Source organism: Burkholderia sp. 9779_493, from assembly GCF_015712215.1.
Lineage (GTDB): Bacteria > Pseudomonadota > Gammaproteobacteria > Burkholderiales > Burkholderiaceae > Burkholderia > Burkholderia cenocepacia.
In genome coordinates, this window is sequence record NZ_JACCQA010000007.1 from 127,792 (window position 1) to 149,155 (window position 21,364).

Consider the following 21,364-nt stretch of genomic DNA (forward strand, 5'->3'; position numbering starts at 1 on the left):
TCGCGACGACCTTTGACACGATGAATGCACCCGAGCCGCGGCCGCGCGGCACGCTGATGATCCAGGGCACGACGTCCGACGCGGGCAAGAGCACGCTCGTCGCGGGCCTGTGCCGCCTCGCGCGCCGCGGCGGCGCGCGCGTGGCCCCGTTCAAGCCGCAGAACATGGCGCTCAACAGCGCGGTGACGGCCGATGGCGGCGAGATCGGCCGTGCGCAGGCGCTGCAGGCGCTGGCCGCCGGCGTTGCGCCGCATACGGATTTCAATCCGGTGCTGCTGAAACCGACGAGCGACCGCGGCGCGCAGGTGATCATTCACGGCAAGGCGCGCATGAACCTCGACGCGCGGGCGTATCACGACTACAAGCCGGTCGCGTTCGATGCGGTGCTCGAATCGTACGCGCGCCTGCGCGCCGGTTACGACACGGTGATCGTCGAAGGCGCCGGCAGTCCGGCCGAGATCAACCTGCGCGATGGCGACATCGCGAACATGGGGTTTGCCGAGCGGGTCGACTGCCCGGTCGTGCTCGTCGCCGACATCGATCGCGGCGGCGTGTTCGCGCATCTGGTCGGCACGCTCGCATGTCTGTCGGACAGCGAGCGCGCACGTGTGCGCGGCTTCGTGATCAACCGCTTCCGCGGCGACCTCAAGCTGCTCGAACCAGGGCTCGACTGGCTGCGCGCGCGGACGGGCAAGCCGGTGTTCGGCGTGCTGCCGTATCTGCACGGGCTGCTGCTCGACGCGGAGGACATGCTGCCCGCGCAGGCGCGCAGCGCCGCCGCACGGGGCGATGCCGGCGTGCTGCGCGTGGTGGTGCCCGCGCTGCCGCGCATCAGCAACCACACCGATTTCGATCCGCTACGCGCGCATCCGCAGGTCGAATTCACGTACTGGAAGAGCGGCCCCGTGCCCGACGCCGACCTGCTGATCCTGCCCGGTTCGAAGAGCGTGCAGCGCGACCTCGCGTGGCTGCGCGACGCGGGCTGGGACGCGCTGATCCGGCGCCATCTGCGCTACGGCGGCAAGGTGATCGGCATCTGCGGCGGCATGCAGATGCTCGGCCGCACGCTCGACGATCCGCTCGGCCTCGAAGGCGCACCCGGCAGCGTGCCGGGGCTCGGGCTGCTCGATTTCGACACGACGCTGCAACCCGACAAGACGCTGAAGAACGTGACCGGGCAACTCGCGCTGCCGGGCGCGGCCGCCGTGCGCGGCTACGAGATTCACATGGGCGACACGCGCGGGCCGGCGCTCGAGACGCCCGCGCTGATGCTGGCCGCCGATGCCGCGCGGGACGGCGTGCGGGAGGGCGTGCGTCCCGACGGCGCGCTGTCGGCCGACGGCCAGATTCTCGCGACCTACGTGCACGGGCTGTTCGACGCGCCCGACGCCTGCGCGGCGCTGCTCGCGTGGGCGGGGCTCGACGGCGCGGCCCGCATCGACTACCCGGCGCTGCGCGAGGCTTCGCTGGAACGGCTGGCCGACACGTTCGCCGCGCACCTCGACCTCGACGCGCTGTACGCCGAGTTTCGTTGAGGCCGGCCCTCGCTTTTTCCGCTCGATCGCGTACAACAGAGGAGGGCGGAGGTCCGCCCGAAGGAGGGCGACGAGAGGGCTCGACGGTGGTGGGGCGTCCTGCTCGCGGTGCTGCTGGGCGTGTCGGCGGTGGCGCAGGCGTGCGATTCGTATGCGCCGGGCGGTGGCCAGTCCGGCGGCGACGCCACGCAAGGCAAGAGCGGTTACTGAGCGGGATGCGGGGCATGATCGGTCATGCTCTTTTTTGCGATTCAATTCGTTCTTAAATGGAATCAATTTAAGCGAGATTGCGTGTTTATCGGCTGAATCGATTCGAATAGAGTGCGATTCACTCCCATCCACTCACGAAGGAATCCGTCATGAACGCCAACCGCCTGAACGATTTCGCCGCGACGCTGCTGCGCGTCGCCCTCGGCGTGCTGTACCTCGCGCACGTCGCACAGAAGGTCTTTGTTTTCACGTTGCCCGGCACCGTGCAGTTTTTCGCGTCGATCGGCCTGCCGGGCTGGCTCGCCTACCTGACCACGTTCGTCGAACTGGCGGGCGGCCTGGCGCTGCTCGCGGGGGTCCGCGTGCGCATCGCCGCGCTGGTGCTGCTGCCGTTCATGCTCGGCGCGGTCGCCGCGCATCTGCCGAACGGCTGGAGCTTCGCATCGCCGCACGGCGGCTGGGAATATCCGGCGTTCTGGGCCGTCACGCTGGCCGTGCAGGCCCTGCTGGGCGGCGGCGCGTTCGCGCTCGGCACGCGGGAGGCCGCGCTCCAGCGCGCATGACCTGACGGAAAGCCGACGAAACCGGCACGCGGTTCGGCGTGACCGGTTCCGGTGACACCCCGTTTGCCGATATCATCGCTCCCTGTATCCGCAATCGAGCGGCGCCTGCCATACGGCCGGCGCCGCGCGGCTTTTTCGGGGGAATTCATGACGGTCATCGTGGTGGCGAATCCGAAGGGCGGCGTGGGGAAGAGCACGCTGTCCACCAATCTAGCCGGCTATTTCGCGGCGCAGGGCGCGTGGGTCGCGCTGGCCGACCTGGACCGGCAGCAGTCCGCGCATGCGTGGCTCGACCTGCGGCCGGCCGGGTTGCCGGCGATCGAGGCGTGGGATCTCGATCCGGAGGCGCCATCGAAGCCGCCGCGCGGCCTCGAATACGCGGTGATCGATACGCCGGCCGGCCTGCACGGCACGCGGCTCAACGTCGCGCTGCAACTGGCCGACAAGGTGATCGTGCCGCTGCAGCCGTCGATGTTCGATATTCTTGCGACCCAGCAGTTTCTGGAGCGCCTCGCCGGCGAGAAGGCCGTGCGCAAGGGCAGCGTCGAGGTCGGGATCGTCGGGATGCGGGTCGACGCGCGCACGCGCTCGTCCGACCAGTTGCACCGGTTCGTCGAGGGGCTCGGCCTGCCGGTGCTCGGCTACGTGCGCGACACGCAGAACTACGTGCAGATCGCCGCGCACGGCCTGACGCTGTGGGACGTCGCGAAAAGCCGCGTCGAGAAGGATCTCGAACAGTGGCGGCCGATCGTCGAATGGGCCGAACGCCGCGCGCCGAAGGCCGAGAAAGCCGCCAAGGCAGCGTCCTGAACGCCCGGCCGTCCGGCCGGCGCGACCTCCAATGAGAAAGGGCCGGATCCCGTCGCGTGCGGTATCCGGCCCTTCGGTCGCCAGCGGCATCGCTGCACCGCGCGCCACGGCACGCGGGCATGCCGCTCAGGTCACGTCCAGTTCTGCGTCGGCACATGATCGCGGTGGCCCTTGATCTTGTTGCCTTCGTCGATGAACACGAGCTTCGGCTTCCAGCCGGCCTGCAGTTCGGCCTCGTCGACCATCGCGAACGCCGCGATGATCACGAGGTCGCCGAGCTGCGCGCGGCGCGCGGCCGAGCCGTTCAGCGAGATCATCCCGCTGCCGCGCTCGCCCTTGATCGCGTACGTCGAGAAACGCTCGCCGTTGTTGATGTTCCAGATGTCGATCCGTTCGTTTTCGATGAGGCCCGCCGCTTCGAGCAGGTCTTCGTCGATCGCGCACGAACCTTCGTAGTGCAGTTCGCAGTGCGTGACCGCCGCGCGGTGGATCTTCGATTTGAGCATGTGGCGCTGCATGGTGTCTCCGTGATGCGTCGTGAGAGGCGCGGGCGGGCCGCCCGTCAGATTTCCAGGTTGTCGATGAGGCGCGTCGCGCCGAGTTTCGCGGCCGCGAGCACGACGAGCGGCTCGCCGGCTTCGAGTTCGGCGGCGCTCGGTGCAACCAGGTTCGCGCGGCGGCGGATCGCGATGTAGTCGGGCGCCCAGCCGCGTTCGGCCAGGTGCGTGTGCGCGTGCTGCTCGAGCTTGCCGAGGTCGCGCTCGCCGCCGAGCACGCTGTCGCGCACGCGCTGCAGCGTTTTCGCCAGCTCGGGCGCTTCCCTGCGCTCGTCGGGCGTCAGGTAGCGGTTGCGCGACGACAGCGCGAGGCCGTCCTCGTCCCGCACGGTCTCGGCCGCGATGATCTCGACCGGCAGCGCGAGCTGCTGGCACATGCGGCGCACGATCATCAACTGCTGGTAATCCTTCTTGCCGAACACGGCGACGCGCGGCTGCACGCACGACATCAGTTTCGTGACGACCGTGCACACGCCGGCGAAGAAGCCGGGCCGGAACTCGCCTTCGAGAATCCCGCCGAGATCGTCCGGCGGCAGCACGCGGTATTCCTGCGGCTCAGGGTACATGTCGCGCTCGGTCGGCGCGAACAGCACGTATACGTTTTCCTGCTGCAGCTTCTCGATATCGTCCTGGAGCGTGCGCGGGTACTTGTCGAAATCCTCGTTCGGGCCGAATTGCAGCCGGTTGACGAAGATGCTCGCCACGACCGGGTCGCCGTGCTGGCGCGCGAGGCGCATCAGCGACAGGTGCCCTTCGTGCAGGTTGCCCATGGTCGGCACGAACGCCGTGCGGTTCTGTCCGCGCAGCTGGTCGCGCAGTTCCTGGATCGAGCTGATGACTTTCATGATCGGGTAGCGGGTTCCTCGCGCAGGCGCGCGTTGGCGCCGCAGCAGCGGCGTCGGGGTCGAAGCGGAGAACGCCGGCGCGCGGGCGGCGCATCGGGCGTCGGCGGATTGTAGAGGATTTGGCCGCGCCACGCATCGATAAAAGAACGATCGTTCACTTTTTGTCGAGGCTTGCCGGATACGTGTCGGATACGCGCCGGACGGCCACCCGCCGCGGCGAAGCGGCGAGCGTCGGAGCGAACCGGGAACGGGAGGCGACGGGGCGGCCCTTATGCGGGCAGGTACGCGAGACGCACGTAGATCGGCGCGAACGGCTCGGCCTGCGTGATCTCGAGCAGCGATTCGCGCGCGAGTTCGAGCATCGCGATGAAGTTCACGACGACGACCGGCACGCCGCGCGACGTGTCGAACAGGTCGGCGAACTCCATGAAGCGCGCGTTCTGCAGCCGGCGCAGGATCAGGCTCATGTGTTCGCGCACCGACAGCTCCTCGCGGGAAATCTTGTGGTGCTGGACGAGCTTCGCGCGCTTGAGCACGTCAGCCCACGCGGCGCGCAGGTCGTCCGAATTCACGTCGGGAAAGCGCGGCGTGACGCTTTGCTCGATGTACACCTCGGCGCGCAGGAAATCGCGGCCGAGCTGCGGCAGCTGGTCGAGCCGCTGCGCGGCGAGCTTCATCTGCTCGTACTCCAGCAGCCGGCGCACGAGTTCGGCGCGCGGATCCTCGGCTTCCTCGCCGGTGTCGGCCTTCTTGACCGGCAGCAGCATCCGCGACTTGATCTCGATCAGCATCGCGGCCATCAGCAGGTACTCGGCCGCGAGCTCGAGGTTCGACGCGCGGATCTGGTCGACGTAGCCGAGGTATTGCGCGGTGACCTGCGCCATCGGGATGTCGAGCACGTTGAAGTTCTGCTTGCGGATCAGGTACAGCAGCAGGTCGAGCGGGCCTTCGAACGTCTCGAGGAACACCTCGAGCGCATCGGGCGGGATGTAGAGGTCCTGCGGCAGCTTGAAGAGCGGCTCGCCGTACAGGCGTGCGAACGCCGCGACACCGTCGACCGTGTCGGGCGTCGAATCGGCGCCCGCGGGCGCGGCGATCGCGTCGTCCTGCCGGGCGGCGCTGGCCTCGTCGGCGGCGCTCACGTCGTCAGAAGTTCTGGTAGTAGACGTACGGCGTTTGCTTCACGCGCGATTCCTGCTGCTCGGCGCGCTCTTCGAGATCGATCGGCTGCTTGTCCCACAGCAGGGAACGGCCCTTGCGCTGCTCTTCTTCGAGCGTCGGCTTCTGCTGCTTGAGCTGGTTCAGGAACTGCGTGACGTCGGACTGGTACGGCATGGCTGGATCTTCCGTTTCGGGCGGCGCACGACGCGCCGGATTCGCGATGGCGGGATTTTACCGCATCACGGGGAACAGCCGGCGCCAATCGCGCGTCGAAACCGCGGGCCGGCGCCTAGCACTCTTTCACAATCGTTTGGCTGTGACGCCCGCGCCCTGTGGTCAAATACAGGGTTTTCCACGAAACCGTGACAATCCAGGACGGCGAGGTCATATTTGGCGGGGCAGTCGAACCAGCAAGCACACACGGCGCATGACGCGGGCCCGCGCGCGGCACGCGCTCGCGCCGGCGCCGCGGCCCGCGTCGCGCGGGCGGCCCTCGCGGGTTGCCTGGCCGCGTGCTTCGCGGTGCCGGCCCACGCGAAGTACGACGTCGACATCGACGCGCCGCGCTCGATCCGCAAGCTCCTCAAGACCCATCTCGACATCGCGCGCTTCGCGAAGCGCGACGACATCAGCGACGACCAGTTCGACTTCCTCGTGACCGCCACGCCGCAGCAGGTGCGCGACCTGGCCGCGACGGCCGGCTATTTCTCGCCGGTCGTGCGCACCGACGTGCGCACGCGCGACGGCAAGCGCGACGTGCGCATCGCCGTCGACCCGGGCAAGCAGACCGTCGTGTCGACGGTCGACCTGACGTTCAAGGGGCCGGTCGAGACCGAGGATCCGAAGCAGGAGACCGCCACCCGTTTCGCGTTCTCGATGAAGCCGGGCGACCCGTTCACGCAGTCCGACTGGGACAGCGCGAAGGACGCGGCGCTGCGGCAGTTGCAGGCGCGCCGCTATCTCGGCGCGAAGATCGCGTCGTCCGAGGCGCGCATCGATCCGCGCACGCAGCGTGCGACGCTCGCGGTCACGTTCGACAGCGGCCCGACGTTCACGATCGGCAAGGTTGATGTCGACGGCGTGCGTCGTTATCCGGAAAAGATCGTCACGAACGTCAATCCGTTGTCGGAAGGCGAGATCTACGACGTGCAGCGGATCGCGGAATTGCAGCGGCAGCTGCAGAACACGCCGTACTACGCGAGCGTCGCGATCGACGTCGGCGACGATACGTCGAAGCCCGAGCGCACGCCCGTGCACGTGAAGGTCAGCGAATTCCCGTACAACAACATCCGCGGCGGCGTCGGCTTCGCCACCGATACGGGGCCGCACGTACAAGGCTCCTATACGTATCTCGACACGTTCGGCGCCGCGTGGCCGCTGACCGTCTCGGGCCGGCTCGACCAGATCCAGCAGTACGGGCAGGTCCAGCTGTCGATGCCGCCGGGCGAGAAGGGCTGGACCAACAGCGTGCTCGCGTCGTACACGAACACCAACGTGTCGGACACCCGCATCTACAGCGCGCGGGTCGGCGTGCAGCGTACGCGCACCGGGCAGTTCATCGACTATTCGTATTCGCTGATGTACTACCAGGATCGGCTCGACCAGAACGGCGCGGGGCCGACCACGAGCCGCGCGCTCGTGCCGCAATGGGCGTGGACCCGCCGCAACGTCGACGATCCGCTGTTTCCGCGCTCGGGCAACCTGATTCATGCGGAGGCCGGCTTCGCGGTCAAGCACGTGCTGGCCGACGAGAGCTTCATTCGCGGCTACGCGCGCGGGCAGCAGTATTTGCCGATCGGCAAGCGCGACCTGTTCGTGTTCCGCGCGGAACTCGGCGGCGTGTTCACGAGCGGCAGCTCGACCGGTGTGCCGGCGTCGCTGCTGTTCCGCGCCGGCGGCTCGAACTCGGTGCGCGGCTACGGCTACCAGAGCATCGGCAACAGCGTCGACGGCTCCGTTTTGCCGACCAAGTACCTGATGACCGGGACGGCCGAATACCAGCACTGGTTCAACCGCGACTGGGGCGCCGCGACGTTCTTCGACATCGGCACCGCGACCGATGCATGGGGCGAGCGCGTGTTTTACCCGGGCGTGGGCGTCGGTGCACGCTGGCGCAGCCCGGTCGGCCCGATCAACGTCGACGTCGCGTACGGCTTGCGCAACCACAGCGTGCGCCCGTACCTGACGCTCGGCATCGCTTTCTGAACCCGCCGCCCTATTGACGACGACCCGCATGACGAAGGACCCGAACGACACGCCGCCGCCTCACGATCCGGATTCGCCCGACGGCGCACCCGACACGCCGCCGCGCGCGTCGCGTCGCGGCCGCGCGTGGCGTGTCGTCGCGTGGACGCTCGCGACGGTCGTGCTGCTCGTCGTGCTGGCGGCGGCGCTCGTGCTGGGCGCGGTGACGACCGAGCGCGGGACGCGGCTCGCGTGGCAGGTGGCCGGCAAGGTGCTCGGCCCGCGGCTCGCGGGCACCCTCGAAGGCGGTTCGCTCGCGACCGGCGTGCGCTTGCGCGGGTTCGCATGGACGAGCCCCGACGGCACCGGCACCGAGGTGCGCATCGACCGGCTCGACGGCCGCTGGGCATTGACCCGCGCGCCGTGGCGGCTGTCCATCGCCTATCTGCGCGCGGGCACGATCGACGTGCGGATCGCGCCGGGGCCGTCGACGCCGAGCACGACGCCGCAGGACCTGAGCCTGCCGCTGCAGGTGCGGATCGACGACCTGCGCGTCGATCGCCTCGCGATTCACGAAGGCGGCTCGACGACGCAGCTCGACCATCTCGCGCTGAACGGCCGCAGCGACGGCCGTCACCATGAACTCGTGCTCGACGGCGTCGATACGCCGTACGGCGCGCTGACCGCGCGCGCGAAGCTCGACGGGGTGAAGCCGTTCGCGCTGACGGGCGAAGCCACCTACGCAGGCAAGCTGTCCGACGAAGCGGTCGACGCGCGGGCCCGTGTGTCGGGCTCGCTGGAGGCGCTCGTCGCCGAGGTCGACGCGAGCGGGATGAAGCTGAACGGGCGCGCGCACGTCGAGGCTGCGCCATTCGGCACGGTGCCGCTCACGCGTGCGTCGCTCGCGTTCGACCACGTGAATCCGCAGGCACTGTCGCCCGGCGCGCCGGCAGCCGATCTCGCGGTGCGCGCCGAACTCGCACCAGTGACCGCGCCGGCAGGCTCGGCGCCCGCGAAGGGCTTCGCGGTGACGGGCCCGGTGTCGATCGTCAACGCGAAACCCGGTACGCTCGGCGACCATCTGCTGCCGGTGATCGACGCGCATGCGACCGTGCATCTCGACGCGCACGCGCAGCGGATCGACGGCCTCGCGCTGAAGCTGATCCGGGACGGCAGCGTGACGGGCGGCGGCACGCTCACGGGCGGCAAGGGCCGCTTCGACCTGAAGGTCGCGAACCTCGACCTGAACGCGTTCGTCGCCGAACTGCGGCCGATGCGCCTCGGCGGCCCGCTCGGCGTGACGCTCGCGGGCGACGTGACGACCGTCGATTTCAACCTGAACGATCCGAAGCTCGCGCTGGGCGCGCGCGCCAAGGTTGCGCTGACGCGGCAGCAGACCGTGCTGACCGATACGCGCGTGACTGCGGCCAAGGGGCGCATCGACCTGACGGGCGTGTTCCGCCACGACGCGCACTCGAGCTATGACGCGAAGGCGACGCTGACCGCGTTCGATCCGCTGCTGCTCGCCGCGATGAGCGCGCCGAAGGCGGGCGGCGGCAAGGCGCCGGCGAAGGCCGCCAGGGCCCCGGCCAAGCGCGGCGAAACGCGCGTGTCGGGCACGCTGACCGCGTCGGGCGCGTTCGCGCCGCAGGTCTCGACGAAGGCGACCTTCAAGCTCGCCGACAGCCTGTACGACGGCGTGCCGCTGACCGGCGCCGGCGTCGTGCAGCTCGCCGGCTCGCGCATCCTGCCGAGCAACGCGAACCTGTCGATCGCCGGCAACCACGTCGACCTGCGCGGCAGCTTCGGCGCACCCGGCGACCGGCTGCGCTTCGTCGTCGACGCGCCGCAGCTCGACCGCCTCGGCTTCGGCATCGAAGGGCTCGTGCAGGCGCAGGGCGACCTGACCGGCAGCTTCGCGCATCCGAACGTGACGGCGACCTACAAGGCCGAGCACGTCGTCGTCGGCTCGAACCGGATCGGCACCGCCCAGGGCCGCGCGGACATCCGCGACGGCGCGCACGGCGCGCTCGTGTTCACGGCCGACGCGGCCGACATCGCGCTCGGCTCGTTCAAGCTGAAGTCGTTGCGCGCGAACCTCGACGGCACGCGCGCGAAGCACACGCTCGACGTATCGGCGCTCGGGATGGCCAGCGGCCGCGTGATCGACCTGACGCTCGCGGCGAACGGCGGCGTGGTCGAGAACCGCGACGGCATGCGCTGGGACGGCACCGTCACGCGTCTCGCGAATCGCGGCACGCCGGCGCTCGCGCTGCAGGCGCCGTTGACGATATCGGCCGGCGCCGGTCGCGTGACGCTCGGCGCGACGCGGCTCACGCTCGAAGGCGCGGCGATCGACCTGAAATCGTTCGTGTTCGATCGCGGCCAGATGCGCTCGGCGGGCACCGTGACCGGTGCATCGGTCGCGCGTTTCCTCGAGGTGCGCCAGGCGCTGACTGGCCAGCGGCCGCCGGTGCGGACCGACGTCGTGCTCGATGCCGATTGGGATTTCTCGCTCGGTGCGAACGCGACGGGCCACGTGCAGGTGAAGCGCCGCGGCGGCGACGTGACGATCGAGAGCGGGCGCGGCATCGCGTCGCTCGGCCTGACCGATCTGTCCGCCCGGGCGAGCTTCGCGCCAGGCAACCGGCTCAACGTGACGGCGCTCGCGAAGGCGAGCCGGATCGGCACGCTCGACGCGAACGTCACGGTGCCGTTCGCGTTGCGCGACGGCGTGTTCGGCATCGTCGACGACGGTCCGCTGTCGGGCCGCATCGATGCCGACATCCCGGCGCTGAAGACCACCGGCAACCTGTTCGGGCCGAGCTACCTGCTCGGCGGGCGCGCGGCGCTGAAGCTGACAGTTTCCGGCACGCCGGTGAAACCGAACCTGTCGGGAACGCTGACGGGCGACGAGCTGTCCGCGACGCTGATCGACCAGGGCGTGCAGCTGAAGGACGGCATCGTGCGCGTGAAGCTGTCGGACAACCTCGTCGAATTCCAGCAGGTCGAATTTCACGGCGGCGACGGCACGCTGCGCGCGCTCGGCCGCGTGCGCCTCGACGGCGAGGCGCCGGACCTGACCGCGAGCATCGTCGCGGACAAGCTCGAACTGTTCGCGGCGCCCGATCGCAAGCTGTCGCTGTCGGGCAAGGCCACCGTCGCGAACGACGGGCCGCGCGGCGCGCTGTCGATCGACGGCAAGTTCGTGGTCGACCGCGCGCTGTTCGACCTGCCCGAGCAATCGGCGCCGCACCTGTCGGACGACGTCGTGATCGTGCAGCCGGACGGCACGGTGCGCGGCGAGACGCCGACCGGCACCGCGGTCGCGAAGCCGAAGGCGGTCGAGGACAAGCCGGCGCCATCGCTCGCGCCGCGCGCGAACATCGACGTCGGGCTCGGCAACAATTTCCGCTTCAAGGGGCACGGCGCGGATCTGGGGCTGCGCGGCACGATCACCGTGATGAGCGCGCCGGGCGTGCCGCTGCGCGCGGTCGGCAACGTGCGTGTGACCGAAGGTTCGACGTACACGACGTTCGGCCGCAAGCTCGCGATCGAGAACGGCTTCTTCACGTTCAACGGCCCGGTATCGAACCCGGGCGTCAACATCCTCGCGATGCGGCGCAACCAGGAGGTCGAGGCCGGCGTGCAGGTGACGGGCACGATCCAGTCGCCGACCGTCAAGCTCGTGTCGGAGCCGAACGTCACCGACAACGAAAAGCTGTCGTGGCTGCTGTTCGGGCACGGCACCGACCAGGGCAACAACGTCGGCCAGCAGGGCGCGATGACGGCGGCGCTCGGGCTGCTCGGCAGCGTGACCGGCAAGCGCGTCGCGCAGACCTTCGGCCTCGACGAGGTGTCGGTCGGCCGTAGCGAAGTCGGCCTGACCGATCCGCAGGTCGTGCTGGTGTCGAAGGCGATCAACGAGCGGTTCGTGCTCGGCTTCGAGCAGGGGCTGCAATCGGCGAGCAACGCGTTCAAGGCGACGATCAACCTGACGCGCTTCTGGTCGGTGTCCGCGTACGGCGGCACGTTCCAGGGCGTCGACCTGAACTACACGCGGCGCTTCGATCGCTGGTTCGGGCAGCGGTGACGGCGGATGCGGCTTACCGGGCAGCGATAAAAAAGCCCCGCACGATTCGACATCGTGCGGGGCTTTTTTGCGGCGGCAGCAGTGCGTTCTGCTTACTTCACGCGCATGCCGGGCTTCGCGCCGCTGTGCGGTTCGAGGATGTAGAGGCCCGGTTCCGCCTTCTCGTCGGTGGCCGACGCGGCGAGCACCATCCCTTCGGACAGGCCGAACTTCATCTTGCGCGGCGCGAGATTCGCGACCATCACGGTCAGCTTGCCGACGAGCTGCTCGGGCTGGTACGCGGACTTGATGCCCGAGAACACGTTGCGGGTCTTTTCCTCGCCGACGTCGAGCGTGAGCTGCAGCAGCTTGTCCGACCCTTCGACCGCCTGGCACGCGACGATCTTCGCGATGCGCAGGTCGATCTTCGCGAAATCGTCGATCGAGATCGGCGCGTCGTCGGCGCCGTTCACGACGGCCGGCTTCGCGTTCGCCTTGGCGTTGCTCTTCGCGTCCTTCGCAGCATTGGCGCCGCCGGCGGCCGCGCCGGCTGCATCGGCCTGCAGCGAATCGCGGTTCGCGGCGAGCAGCGCTTCGATCTGCTTCGCATCGACGCGCGTCATCAGGTGCTGGTACGCCTTGATCGGCTGCGCCGACGACAGCGGCTTCGCGGCATCGGCCCACGCGAGCGGCGCGATCCCGAAGAACGCCTCGACCGCTGCGGCGACGCGCGGCATCACCGGCTTCAGCGCGAGCGACAGCAGGCGGAAGGCCTCGAGGCTCACGCTGCAGGTTTCGTGCAGCGCGACCGCGTTGGCCGGATCCTTCGCGAGATCCCACGGCTTCGCGCCGTCGACGTATGCGTTCACTTCGTCCGCGAGCTCCATCGTGTGGCGCAGCGCGCGGCCGTATTCGCGCGCTTCGTAGCTCGCGGCGATCTGTGGAATCGCATCGCGCAGCTTCGCGACGAGCGGATGATTCATCGCGCTGTCCTGCACGCGGCCGTCGAAACGCTTGATCAGGAAGCCGGCCGCGCGGCTCGCGATGTTCACATACTTGCCGACGAGATCGCTGTTCACGCGCGCCTGGAAGTCGTCGAGGTTCAGGTCGATGTCTTCCATCGTCGCGTTCAGCTTCGCGGCGAAGTAGTAGCGCAGCCACTCCGGGTTCAGGCCGGTGTCGATGTAGCTCTGCGCGGTGATGAACGTGCCGCGCGATTTCGACATCTTCGCGCCGTCGACGGTCAGGAAGCCGTGCGCGAACACGTTGGTCGGCGTGCGGTGGCCCGAGAACTCGAGCATCGCGGGCCAGAACAGCGTGTGGAAGTACAGGATGTCCTTGCCGATGAAGTGGTACTGCTCGGCCTTCGAGCCGGGACGGATCCACGCATCGAAATCGATGCCGTTGCGGTCGCACAGGTTCTTGAAGCTCGCGTAGTAGCCGACCGGCGCATCGAGCCACACGTAGAAATACTTGCCGGGCGCGCCCGGAATCTCGAAGCCGAAGTACGGCGCGTCACGCGAGATGTCCCAGTCGGCGAGCTTGGCTTCGCCCGCGTCGCCGAGCCATTCGCGCATCTTGTTGGTCGCTTCGGGCTGCGCGAGGCCGCTCACCCATTCGCGCAGGAACGATTCGCAGCGCGGGTCGGACAGGCGGAAGAAGTAGTGCTTCGAGGTCTTGCGCACCGGCGTCGCGCCGGACACGACCGAATACGGGTTCAGCAGTTCGGTCGGCAGGTAGGTCGAGCCGCACACTTCGCAGTTGTCGCCGTACTGGTCCTTCGCGTGGCACTTCGGACACTCGCCCTTGATGAAGCGGTCCGGCAGGAACATTTCCTTGACCGGATCGTACGCCTGCTCGATTTCGCGCTCGGCGATCAGGCCGGCTTCCTGCAGCGCGAGATAGATCTTCTCGCTCAGCACGCGGTTCTCGTCCGAATCGGTCGAGTAGAAGTTGTCGAACGACACGCCGAAGCTGTCGAAGTCGCGCTTGTGCTCGGTCCACACGCGGTCGATCAGCTGCTTCGGGGTCAGGCCTTCCTTCTCCGCGCGCAGCATGATCGGCGTGCCGTGCGTATCGTCGGCGCCGATGTAGTAGACCTCATGGCCATGCATTCGCAGCGCCCGCACCCAGATGTCGGTCTGGATGTACTCGACCAGGTGGCCGATGTGGATCTGCCCGTTGGCATAGGGCAGTGCGGACGTAACGAGGATCTGGCGGCTGCCTTGCGGCGCCGCAGCCTGCACGGAAGTGAGGTCGGATGCGGACATAGGGTCTGGAGAAGAACAGCGGGAAAAACGACGGGAAACTGCGATTCTAGCAGGGGCGCGGGCCAGCGCGGCGGGCCGGCGCCGCGGACCGGGCGGCGGAAGGGGCGAGGCCGCACACGCGGCATGCCCGGCGACGTTGTGCTGCAGCGCAGCACGAATTCTCCGGGCAAAAAAAAACCGGGGCGGATACGGCCCCGGAGCAACAACGACAAGAGGAGAATGGTGACGCGCCGGCAACACCAGCCGCGTACCGTAAATACTGACCACGGCCTGCGACAGAAGTTCGAAAATTTTTTCGATTTGTTACCGGCCCCGCCCAAAGCCTTGCCAGGCGGGGCTGTGCGGGCAGGCTGCCCGCACGATTCCTCTCGTGGTCGCGCTTACTGATGCTGTTGCGGTGCGCGCAGGTAGATCTCGACGCGGCGGTTCTGTGCGCGGCCGGCTTCGGTCGCGTTGTCCGCGATCGGGTTCGATGCGCCCATGCCTTGCGCCGACAGGCGGCCGCCGTTCACGCCGCGCTGCACGAGCGCGTTCACGACGCTTTGCGCGCGATTCTGCGACAGCGTCTGGTTCAGCTGGGCCGAGCCCGTGCTGTCCGTGTAGCCGACGATCGATGCCGTCACTTGCGGGTTCTGGTTCAGCGTCGTCGCGAGGTCGTTCAGCAGCGGCGTGAACGCCGGCGTGATCGCGTACTGGTTCGTCGCGAACGTGACCGAGCTCGGCACGTTCAGCTTCAGCGAGCCGTCCGGCTGCTCGGTCACCTGCGTGCCCGTCTGCGCTGCCGACGGTGCGAGCTTGTTCTTGATCGCTTGCCAGTTGTAACCCGTCACGCCACCGACCAGTGCGCCGACGCCCGCGCCGATCGCCGCGCCCTTGCCGCCACCGGCCAGCGCGCCGATCCCTGCGCCCAGCGCCGCACCCGTGCCGGTGCCGACGGCCGTATTGTTGCCTTGCTGCGTGGCGCAGCCTGCCAGCAGTGCGCCGGCGAGTGCGAATACGGACAGGCGAGTCGCGATTTTCATGTTCATCTTGGATTCCTCTCTTGGTTGAACGAGTCGACAACGACGACAAACAACAGTTACGGCTCCCTGCGCGGGCCGTCCGAAAAAGGAAGGCCGGCCTGCGCTCGCGGCAGCCGCCGAGGCGGTCGCATGCCCTGTCCGTCAGCGTGGCTGTTCGGACAGCGCGACGCGTCAGCCTCTACAATATAGGCGGTTAGTGGCCGATTTGGCCCTATAGCGTGCCGCACGCGAAGAGTGCGCCGGGTCGCGCGTTCGCGCAATGGCGTGCAACAGATTCTTTCACTTTTCCCGATTTTCGCAGCGTAATTTGATATTTTTTGACGTTTGCGCGCGAGAAAAACGTTTTCACGGAGTTTCGATGAGCATTGACCGGGCACAAGTCGACGCCGCGCTGGCGGCAGTCGTCGACCCCAATACCGGCCGCCCGTACGCGGCGAACAAGGGCGTGCGCAACGTCGCGATCGACGGCGATGTCGTGGCGCTCGACGTGGTGCTCGGTTATCCGGCGCGCAGCCAGCACGACGACGTGCGTGCACGCGTCGCCGCGGCGCTCCAGGCCGTGCCGGGCGTGCGCGACGCGCGCGTCGCCGTGTCGCAGGAGATCGTCGCGCATACGGTGCAGCGCGGCGTGAAGCTGTTGCCGAATGTGAAGAACATCGTCGCGGTCGCGTCGGGCAAGGGCGGCGTCGGCAAGAGCACGACGGCCGTGAACCTCGCGCTGGCGCTGGCCGCGGAAGGCGCGTCGGTCGGCATTCTCGACGCCGACATCTACGGCCCGTCGCTGCCGACGATGCTGGGCATCCACGGCCAGCGCCCCGAGTCGCCCGACAACCAGTCGATGAACCCGCTGGTGGGCCACGGGCTGCAGGCGAACTCGATCGGCTTCCTGATCGAGGAAGACAACCCGATGGTGTGGCGCGGCCCGATGGCGACGTCGGCCCTCGAGCAGCTGCTGCGCCAGACCAACTGGCGCGAGCTCGACTACCTGATCGTCGACATGCCGCCCGGCACGGGCGACATCCAGCTCACGCTCGCGCAGCGCGTGCCCGTCACCGGCGCGGTGATCGTCACGACGCCGCAGGACATCGCGCTGCTGGACGCGAAGAAGGGGCTGAAGATGTTCGAGAAGGTCGGGATTCCGATCCTCGGCATCGTCGAGAACATGAGCATCCACATCTGCTCGAACTGCGGCCACGAAGAGCACATCTTCGGCGCGGGCGGGGCGGAGCGGATGGCGCAGGATTACGGCGTGGACGTGCTCGGCAGCCTCCCGCTCGACATCGCGATCCGCGAGCGCGCCGACAGCGGCACGCCGACGGTCGCGGCCGAGCCGGACGGCGCGCTCGCGCGTCGTTACCGCGACATCGCGCGCGGGGTGGCGCTGGCGATTGCCGAGCGATCGCGCGACATGACGTCGAAGTTCCCGTCGATCGTTGTTCAAAATACGTAAAACCCTTGCGGGGCGGGGCCTCACGCTGTTTACGGCGCCGCGAGGCGCGGTATCATGGCGACTTTTCCCGGGTCCCTTTACCCGCCCGGCGCGGCCGCCGTGTCAAACGGCCGTCAGCCGGCATGAGGATCGAATGAAACAACGACATCACGGCGTGCGCGCCGGCCGCGCGCAGCGCGCGCTGCTGGCCGCCGCCGCGCTGGGCCTGCTGGCCGGCTGTACCTCCTTTTCCTCGTCGCACGAAAAACGGGCCGACGCCCAGCTGCAGCCGACGGTCGGCTCGCAGGCGCGCGGTGCGGTGACGTTCGTCGAGCGCCCGGACGGCGTGCAGGTCACCTACAACCTGGTCGGCCTGCCGCCGAACAGCGATCACGCGCTGCAGGTGCACGAACGCGGCGACTGCAATGCGGGCGACGGCTCGAGCGCCGGCCAGGTGTTCGCGCCGGCCGCCGACCGGCTGCGCGCCGGCGCGCGCGTCGCCGGCGATCTCGGCAACATCCATGCGGATGCGAACGGCGTCGCGGCCGGCTTCATCGTCGCCCCCGATCTGGCCCTCGATGGCGTGCGCTCGGCGATGAACCGTGCGGCGCTGGTGCATCGCGACGCGAGCGACCCGGCGTTTGCGCAGCATGGCGCGGGGCCCGCGCTGGCCTGCGGCGTGATCCGTTGACGGCCGCCGCGTGCGCGAGCCGATGATCGCGTAAAATGTCCGCCTTTCCCGGCCGCCGCCTTGCGCGAGCGGCCCTCCCTGACCGTCACGCAGCGTTTCCAGGCGCCCTGATATGAAACGACCCCAACGCTCACTTCGTTCGCTGTCCCCCGAGGGGACGGCCAGCCTCCTCGGGACGGCCCTGCGGAGGCTGGCATGAGCATCAAGTCCGACAAATGGATTCGGCGCATGGCCGAAGAGCACAAGATGATCGAGCCGTTCGTGCCCGATCAGGTCCGCGCGTCCGAGGACGGCCGCCGGATCGTCAGCTACGGCACGTCGAGCTACGGCTACGACATCCGCTGCGCGGACGAATTCAAGATCTTCACCAACATCAACTCGACGATCGTCGATCCGAAGAACTTCGACGAGGGTTCGTTTGTCGATTTCAAGGGCGACGTGTGCATCATCCCGCCGAACTCGTTCGCGCTGGCCCGCACCGTCGAATATTTCCGCATCCCGCGCACCGTGCTCACCGTCTGCCTCGGCAAGTCGACCTACGCGCGCTGCGGGATCATCGTCAACGTGACGCCGTTCGAACCCGAGTGGGAAGGCTACGTCACGCTGGAATTCTCGAACACCACGCCGTTGCCCGCGAAGATCTACGCGAACGAAGGCGTCGCGCAGGTGCTCTTCTTCGAAAGCGACGAGGTGTGCGACGTGTCGTACGCCGATCGCGGCGGCAAGTATCAGGGGCAGCGCGGTGTCACGCTGCCGAAAACCTGATCTGGTTGCATAACGTCTCACCAGTTTCCGGGTGACCGCTGCGCGTGACGCGCCGCGGTCGTTCTTTTTGGAGAATCGCCCATGAAGTTTCGTTTCCCCGTCGTCATCATCGACGAAGATTTCCGCTCCGAGAACATCTCGGGCTCCGGCATCCGGGCGTTGGCCGAAGCGATCGAGAAGGAGGGCGTCGAAGTCCTCGGCCTCACGAGCTACGGCGATCTGACGTCGTTCGCGCAGCAATCGAGCCGCGCGTCGTGCTTCATCCTGTCGATCGACGACGACGAACTCATGCTCGGCGAAACCGGCCCGGACGGCGAGCTGCCCGAGCTCGCGACCGCGATCATCGAGCTGCGCGCGTTCGTCACCGAAGTGCGCCGCCGCAACGCGGACATCCCGATCTTCCTGTACGGCGAGACGCGCACGTCGCGCCATCTGCCGAACGACATCCTGCGCGAACTGCACGGCTTCATCCACATGTTCGAGGACACGCCGGAATTCGTCGCGCGCCACATCATCCGTGAAGCGAAGGTCTATCTCGATTCGCTCGCACCGCCGTTCTTCAAGGAGCTCGTCAAGTACGCGGACGAAGGCTCGTACTCGTGGCACTGCCCGGGCCACTCGGGCGGCGTCGCGTTCCTGAAGAACCCGCTCGGCCAGATGTTCCACCAGTTCTTCGGCGAGAACATGCTGCGCGCGGACGTCTGCAACGCGGTGGACGAACTCGGCCAGCTGCTCGACCACACCGGCCCGGTGGCGGCGTCCGAACGCAACGCGGCGCGCATCTTCAGCGCCGACCACCTGTTCTTCGTGACCAACGGCACGTCGACGTCGAACAAGATCGTCTGGCACGCGACGGTCGCGCCCGGCGACATCGTGCTGGTCGACCGCAACTGCCACAAGTCGATCCTGCACGCGATCACGATGACGGGCGCGATCCCCGTGTTCCTCACGCCGACGCGCAACCATTTCGGCATCATCGGGCCGATCCCGCGCGACGAATTCAAGCCGGAGAACATCCGCAAGAAGATCGAGGCGAACCCGTTCGCGCGCGAGGCGCTGCGCGAGAACCCGGACATGAAGCCGCGCATCCTGACGATCACGCAAAGCACGTACGACGGCGTGGTCTACAACGTCGAGATGATCAAGGACCTGCTCGGCGACCTGCTCGACACGCTGCACTTCGACGAAGCGTGGCTGCCGCACGCGACGTTCCACGATTTCTACCGCGACATGCACGCGATCGGCGACGGCCGGCCGCGCACGGGCGCGCTCGTGTTCGCGACGCACTCGACGCACAAGCTGCTCGCGGGCATCTCGCAGGCGTCGCAGATCGTCGTGCAGGATTCGGAGAACCGCACGTTCGACAAGCACCGCTTCAACGAGGCGTACCTGATGCACACGTCGACGAGCCCGCAATACGCGATCATCGCGTCGTGCGACGTCGCGGCCGCGATGATGGAGCCGCCGGGCGGCACCGCGCTCGTCGAGGAATCGATCGCCGAGGCGATCGACTTCCGTCGCGCGATGCGCAAGGTCGACGCCGAGTACGGCGACGACTGGTTCTTCAGCGTGTGGGGCCCGGACAACCTGTCCGAGGAAGGCATCGGTTCGCGCGAGGACTGGATGCTGAAGCCGAACGACCACTGGCACGGCTTCGGCCCGCTCGCGGAAGGCTTCAACATGCTCGACCCGATCAAGGCGACGATCATCACGCCGGGGCTCGACGTCGACGGCGAGTTCGGCGAGACCGGCATTCCGGCCGCGATCGTCACGAAGTACCTGGCCGAGCACGGGATCATCGTCGAGAAGACCGGCCTGTACTCGTTCTTCATCATGTTCACGATCGGCATCACGAAGGGCCGCTGGAACTCGATGGTGACCGAGCTGCAGCAGTTCAAGGACGACTACGACAACAACCAGCCGCTGTGGCGCGTGCTGCCGGAATTCGTCGCGCAGCATCCGCGCTACGAGCGTGTCGGCCTGCGCGACCTGTGCACGCAGATCCACGACGTGTACCGCGCGAACGACATCGCCCGCCTGACGACGGAGATGTACCTGTCGGACATGGAGCCGGCGATGAAGCCGTCGGACGCGTTCGCGAAGCTCGCGCACCGCAAGATCGACCGCGTGCCGCTCGACGAGCTCGAAGGCCGCGTGACGAGCATCCTGCTCACGCCGTACCCGCCGGGTATTCCGCTGCTGATTCCGGGCGAGCGTTTCAACAAGACGATCGTGAACTACCTGCGGTTCGCGCGCGACTTCAACGAGCGCTTCCCGGGCTTCCACACCGACATCCACGGCCTCGTCGCGGAAGAGGTGAACGGCCGCGTCGAGTACTTCGTCGACTGCGTGCGCGACTGATGGCGACGCACGGACGACTCCGGGCGATGCGCGCGGCGCTGGCCGCGCTCGTCGTCTGGACGGCAGGATTGGCGGGGCTCGCGGGCGCGGGCGTCGCCCATGCGGAAGTCGCGGCGGCCGACCCGATCGACGTCGCGATGCGGCAGTGTCTCGCGCGGCGCGACCGGTCGTCGCCGGCCGGCCAGATCCAGTGCATGGGCGAAGCGCAGCAGCAGTGGCAGACAGTGATGGACGGCGCGTACCAGCGCCTGTTGAAGGACGCGCCGGCCGACGCGAAGCGCGGCTGGCAGGACAGCCAGCGCCGCTGGCTCACGTGGCGCAAGGACGAAGTGCTGCTGCTGAAGGCCGTGTACGACACGACGCGCGGCACCGCGTATGCGATGTCGAGCGCCGACCTGCAGCTGCAGCCGGTGCGCGATCGCGCGCTGGCGTTGCGCGGGGCGGCCGATCGCTATGCGCCGCCGCCGGCCGCCGTGCCGGTTGCGGCGACGAGCGGTGCGCAGGGTGGTGCGGCTGCGGCGGCCGCGCCGGCCGGTACGAAGCCGGCGAACGCGCCGCGCGAGCCGGCGGTGCGCCGCGTGCGACCGTGCGTGCAGGATGCCGCGTGCGAGCATGCGCTGTTCGACCTGAACCGCTATTACCAGAAGCTGCGCCGCAAGATGCCCGCGCATTCGGCCGGGACGCTCGTGCGCGCGCAGCGCGCGTGGGTGGCGTTCCGCGATGCGACGGCGCCGCTCGTCGGCGAGGATGGCCGCGTCGACCTGATCGGCGCGCGCATCGCGACGATGAAGCGGCTGTCGGAGACGGCCGGCAACCGGTAACGGCGCGCCGCTTTCGAGTGGGCGACACGACGGAACGGGCACCCTCGGGTGCCCGTTTTGCATGGCGC

16 protein-coding genes are annotated in these 21,364 nt (G+C 68.3%); 10 read left to right on the forward strand and 6 right to left on the reverse strand.

Features of this window, described 5'->3' with window-relative positions; genetic code table 11:
- The first annotated feature begins 20 nt into the window (after positions 1-20).
- The 3 genes from H0X95_RS09410 (at position 21) to H0X95_RS09420 (ending at position 3,118) form a co-directional block, all read left to right on the forward strand.
- A complete protein-coding gene (locus H0X95_RS09410; protein ID WP_058901711.1) occupies positions 21-1,535 on the forward strand; it encodes a cobyric acid synthase in 1,515 nt (504 codons plus the stop codon).
- A gap of 359 nt (positions 1,536-1,894) precedes the next feature.
- Positions 1,895-2,308 (forward strand): DoxX family protein, encoded by a 414-nt coding sequence (locus H0X95_RS09415; RefSeq protein WP_058901710.1) that lies wholly within the window; start codon positions 1,895-1,897, stop codon positions 2,306-2,308.
- A 147-nt stretch (positions 2,309-2,455) separates the two neighbouring features.
- Positions 2,456-3,118, forward strand: a complete 663-nt coding sequence (locus H0X95_RS09420) for a ParA family protein (RefSeq protein WP_006484037.1) — start codon at positions 2,456-2,458, stop codon at positions 3,116-3,118.
- A 131-nt stretch (positions 3,119-3,249) separates the two neighbouring features.
- On the opposite strand, the gene panD is transcribed toward H0X95_RS09420, so the two are convergent.
- The 4 genes from panD to H0X95_RS09440 form a co-directional block, all read right to left on the reverse strand.
- Positions 3,250-3,636, reverse strand: a complete 387-nt coding sequence (panD, locus tag H0X95_RS09425) for an aspartate 1-decarboxylase (RefSeq protein ID WP_006484038.1) — start codon at positions 3,634-3,636, stop codon at positions 3,250-3,252.
- Positions 3,637-3,680: 44 nt separating this feature from the next.
- Positions 3,681-4,520, reverse strand: a complete 840-nt coding sequence (gene panC / locus H0X95_RS09430; protein ID WP_058901708.1) for a pantoate--beta-alanine ligase — start codon at positions 4,518-4,520, stop codon at positions 3,681-3,683.
- Between the two features lie 269 nt (positions 4,521-4,789).
- A complete protein-coding gene (locus H0X95_RS09435) occupies positions 4,790-5,662 on the reverse strand; it encodes a segregation and condensation protein A (protein WP_006478106.1) in 873 nt (290 codons plus the stop codon).
- A 4-nt stretch (positions 5,663-5,666) separates the two neighbouring features.
- A complete protein-coding gene (locus tag H0X95_RS09440; protein WP_006484044.1) occupies positions 5,667-5,855 on the reverse strand; it encodes a DUF3460 family protein in 189 nt (62 codons plus the stop codon).
- Between the two features lie 216 nt (positions 5,856-6,071).
- Here H0X95_RS09440 and H0X95_RS09445 point away from each other — a divergent pair, with 216 nt between their 5' ends.
- On the forward strand, positions 6,072-7,886 hold the full coding sequence (locus H0X95_RS09445) for an autotransporter assembly complex protein TamA (RefSeq protein ID WP_059721381.1): 1,815 nt from the start codon (positions 6,072-6,074) through the stop codon (positions 7,884-7,886).
- Positions 7,887-7,914: 28 nt separating this feature from the next.
- Positions 7,915-11,958, forward strand: a complete 4,044-nt coding sequence (locus H0X95_RS09450; RefSeq protein WP_059721380.1) for a translocation/assembly module TamB domain-containing protein — start codon at positions 7,915-7,917, stop codon at positions 11,956-11,958.
- Positions 11,959-12,050: 92 nt separating this feature from the next.
- Here the strand turns inward: H0X95_RS09450 and metG are convergent, their stop codons facing one another.
- Together metG and H0X95_RS09460 are read right to left on the reverse strand one after the other, a co-directional pair.
- The gene (metG, locus tag H0X95_RS09455; RefSeq protein WP_059721379.1) at positions 12,051-14,207 is read right to left on the reverse strand and encodes a methionine--tRNA ligase; all 2,157 of its coding nucleotides are present in this window, start codon (positions 14,205-14,207) and stop codon (positions 12,051-12,053) included.
- 380 nt (positions 14,208-14,587) lie between these two features.
- Positions 14,588-15,235 carry an OmpA family protein gene (locus H0X95_RS09460; RefSeq protein WP_006485420.1) on the reverse strand — a complete coding sequence of 216 codons (648 nt, stop codon included), beginning with the start codon at positions 15,233-15,235 and terminating at the stop codon, positions 14,588-14,590.
- 352 nt (positions 15,236-15,587) lie between these two features.
- Between H0X95_RS09460 and apbC the strand changes: the two genes are divergently transcribed.
- From apbC to H0X95_RS09485, 5 genes are all read left to right on the forward strand, one after another.
- Positions 15,588-16,679 (forward strand): iron-sulfur cluster carrier protein ApbC, encoded by a 1,092-nt coding sequence (gene apbC, locus H0X95_RS09465; RefSeq protein ID WP_058901705.1) that lies wholly within the window; start codon positions 15,588-15,590, stop codon positions 16,677-16,679.
- A gap of 133 nt (positions 16,680-16,812) precedes the next feature.
- The gene (sodC, locus tag H0X95_RS09470) at positions 16,813-17,349 is read left to right on the forward strand and encodes a superoxide dismutase [Cu-Zn] (RefSeq protein WP_006493653.1); all 537 of its coding nucleotides are present in this window, start codon (positions 16,813-16,815) and stop codon (positions 17,347-17,349) included.
- 195 nt (positions 17,350-17,544) lie between these two features.
- Positions 17,545-18,114 carry a dCTP deaminase gene (dcd, locus tag H0X95_RS09475; RefSeq protein WP_006398615.1) on the forward strand — a complete coding sequence of 190 codons (570 nt, stop codon included), beginning with the start codon at positions 17,545-17,547 and terminating at the stop codon, positions 18,112-18,114.
- Positions 18,115-18,195: 81 nt separating this feature from the next.
- Positions 18,196-20,475 (forward strand): arginine/lysine/ornithine decarboxylase, encoded by a 2,280-nt coding sequence (locus H0X95_RS09480; protein ID WP_006497175.1) that lies wholly within the window; start codon positions 18,196-18,198, stop codon positions 20,473-20,475.
- A complete protein-coding gene (locus tag H0X95_RS09485) occupies positions 20,475-21,296 on the forward strand; it encodes a lysozyme inhibitor LprI family protein (RefSeq protein WP_012492816.1) in 822 nt (273 codons plus the stop codon). The genes H0X95_RS09480 and H0X95_RS09485 overlap by 1 nt, the downstream gene beginning before the upstream one ends.
- Positions 21,297-21,364: the final 68 nt, after the last annotated feature.

Bases quoted from the DNA above. Each gene is read 5' to 3' on its own strand.
- H0X95_RS09485 (WP_012492816.1), top strand. From the start codon at position 20,475: ATGGCGACGCACGGACGACTCCGGGCGATGCGCGCGGCGCTGGCCGCG.
- H0X95_RS09410 (WP_058901711.1), top strand. From the start codon at position 21: ATGAATGCACCCGAGCCGCGGCCGCGCGGCACGCTGATGATCCAGGGC.
- sodC (WP_006493653.1), top strand. From the start codon at position 16,813: ATGAAACAACGACATCACGGCGTGCGCGCCGGCCGCGCGCAGCGCGCG.
- H0X95_RS09480 (WP_006497175.1), top strand. From the start codon at position 18,196: ATGAAGTTTCGTTTCCCCGTCGTCATCATCGACGAAGATTTCCGCTCC.
- H0X95_RS09415 (WP_058901710.1), top strand. From the start codon at position 1,895: ATGAACGCCAACCGCCTGAACGATTTCGCCGCGACGCTGCTGCGCGTC.
- metG (WP_059721379.1), bottom strand. From the start codon at position 14,207: ATGTCCGCATCCGACCTCACTTCCGTGCAGGCTGCGGCGCCGCAAGGC.
- apbC (WP_058901705.1), top strand. From the start codon at position 15,588: ATGAGCATTGACCGGGCACAAGTCGACGCCGCGCTGGCGGCAGTCGTC.
- H0X95_RS09420 (WP_006484037.1), top strand. From the start codon at position 2,456: ATGACGGTCATCGTGGTGGCGAATCCGAAGGGCGGCGTGGGGAAGAGC.
- H0X95_RS09440 (WP_006484044.1), bottom strand. From the start codon at position 5,855: ATGCCGTACCAGTCCGACGTCACGCAGTTCCTGAACCAGCTCAAGCAG.
- H0X95_RS09450 (WP_059721380.1), top strand. From the start codon at position 7,915: ATGACGAAGGACCCGAACGACACGCCGCCGCCTCACGATCCGGATTCG.
- panD (WP_006484038.1), bottom strand. From the start codon at position 3,636: ATGCAGCGCCACATGCTCAAATCGAAGATCCACCGCGCGGCGGTCACG.
- dcd (WP_006398615.1), top strand. From the start codon at position 17,545: ATGAGCATCAAGTCCGACAAATGGATTCGGCGCATGGCCGAAGAGCAC.
- panC (WP_058901708.1), bottom strand. From the start codon at position 4,520: ATGAAAGTCATCAGCTCGATCCAGGAACTGCGCGACCAGCTGCGCGGA.
- H0X95_RS09460 (WP_006485420.1), bottom strand. From the start codon at position 15,235: ATGAACATGAAAATCGCGACTCGCCTGTCCGTATTCGCACTCGCCGGC.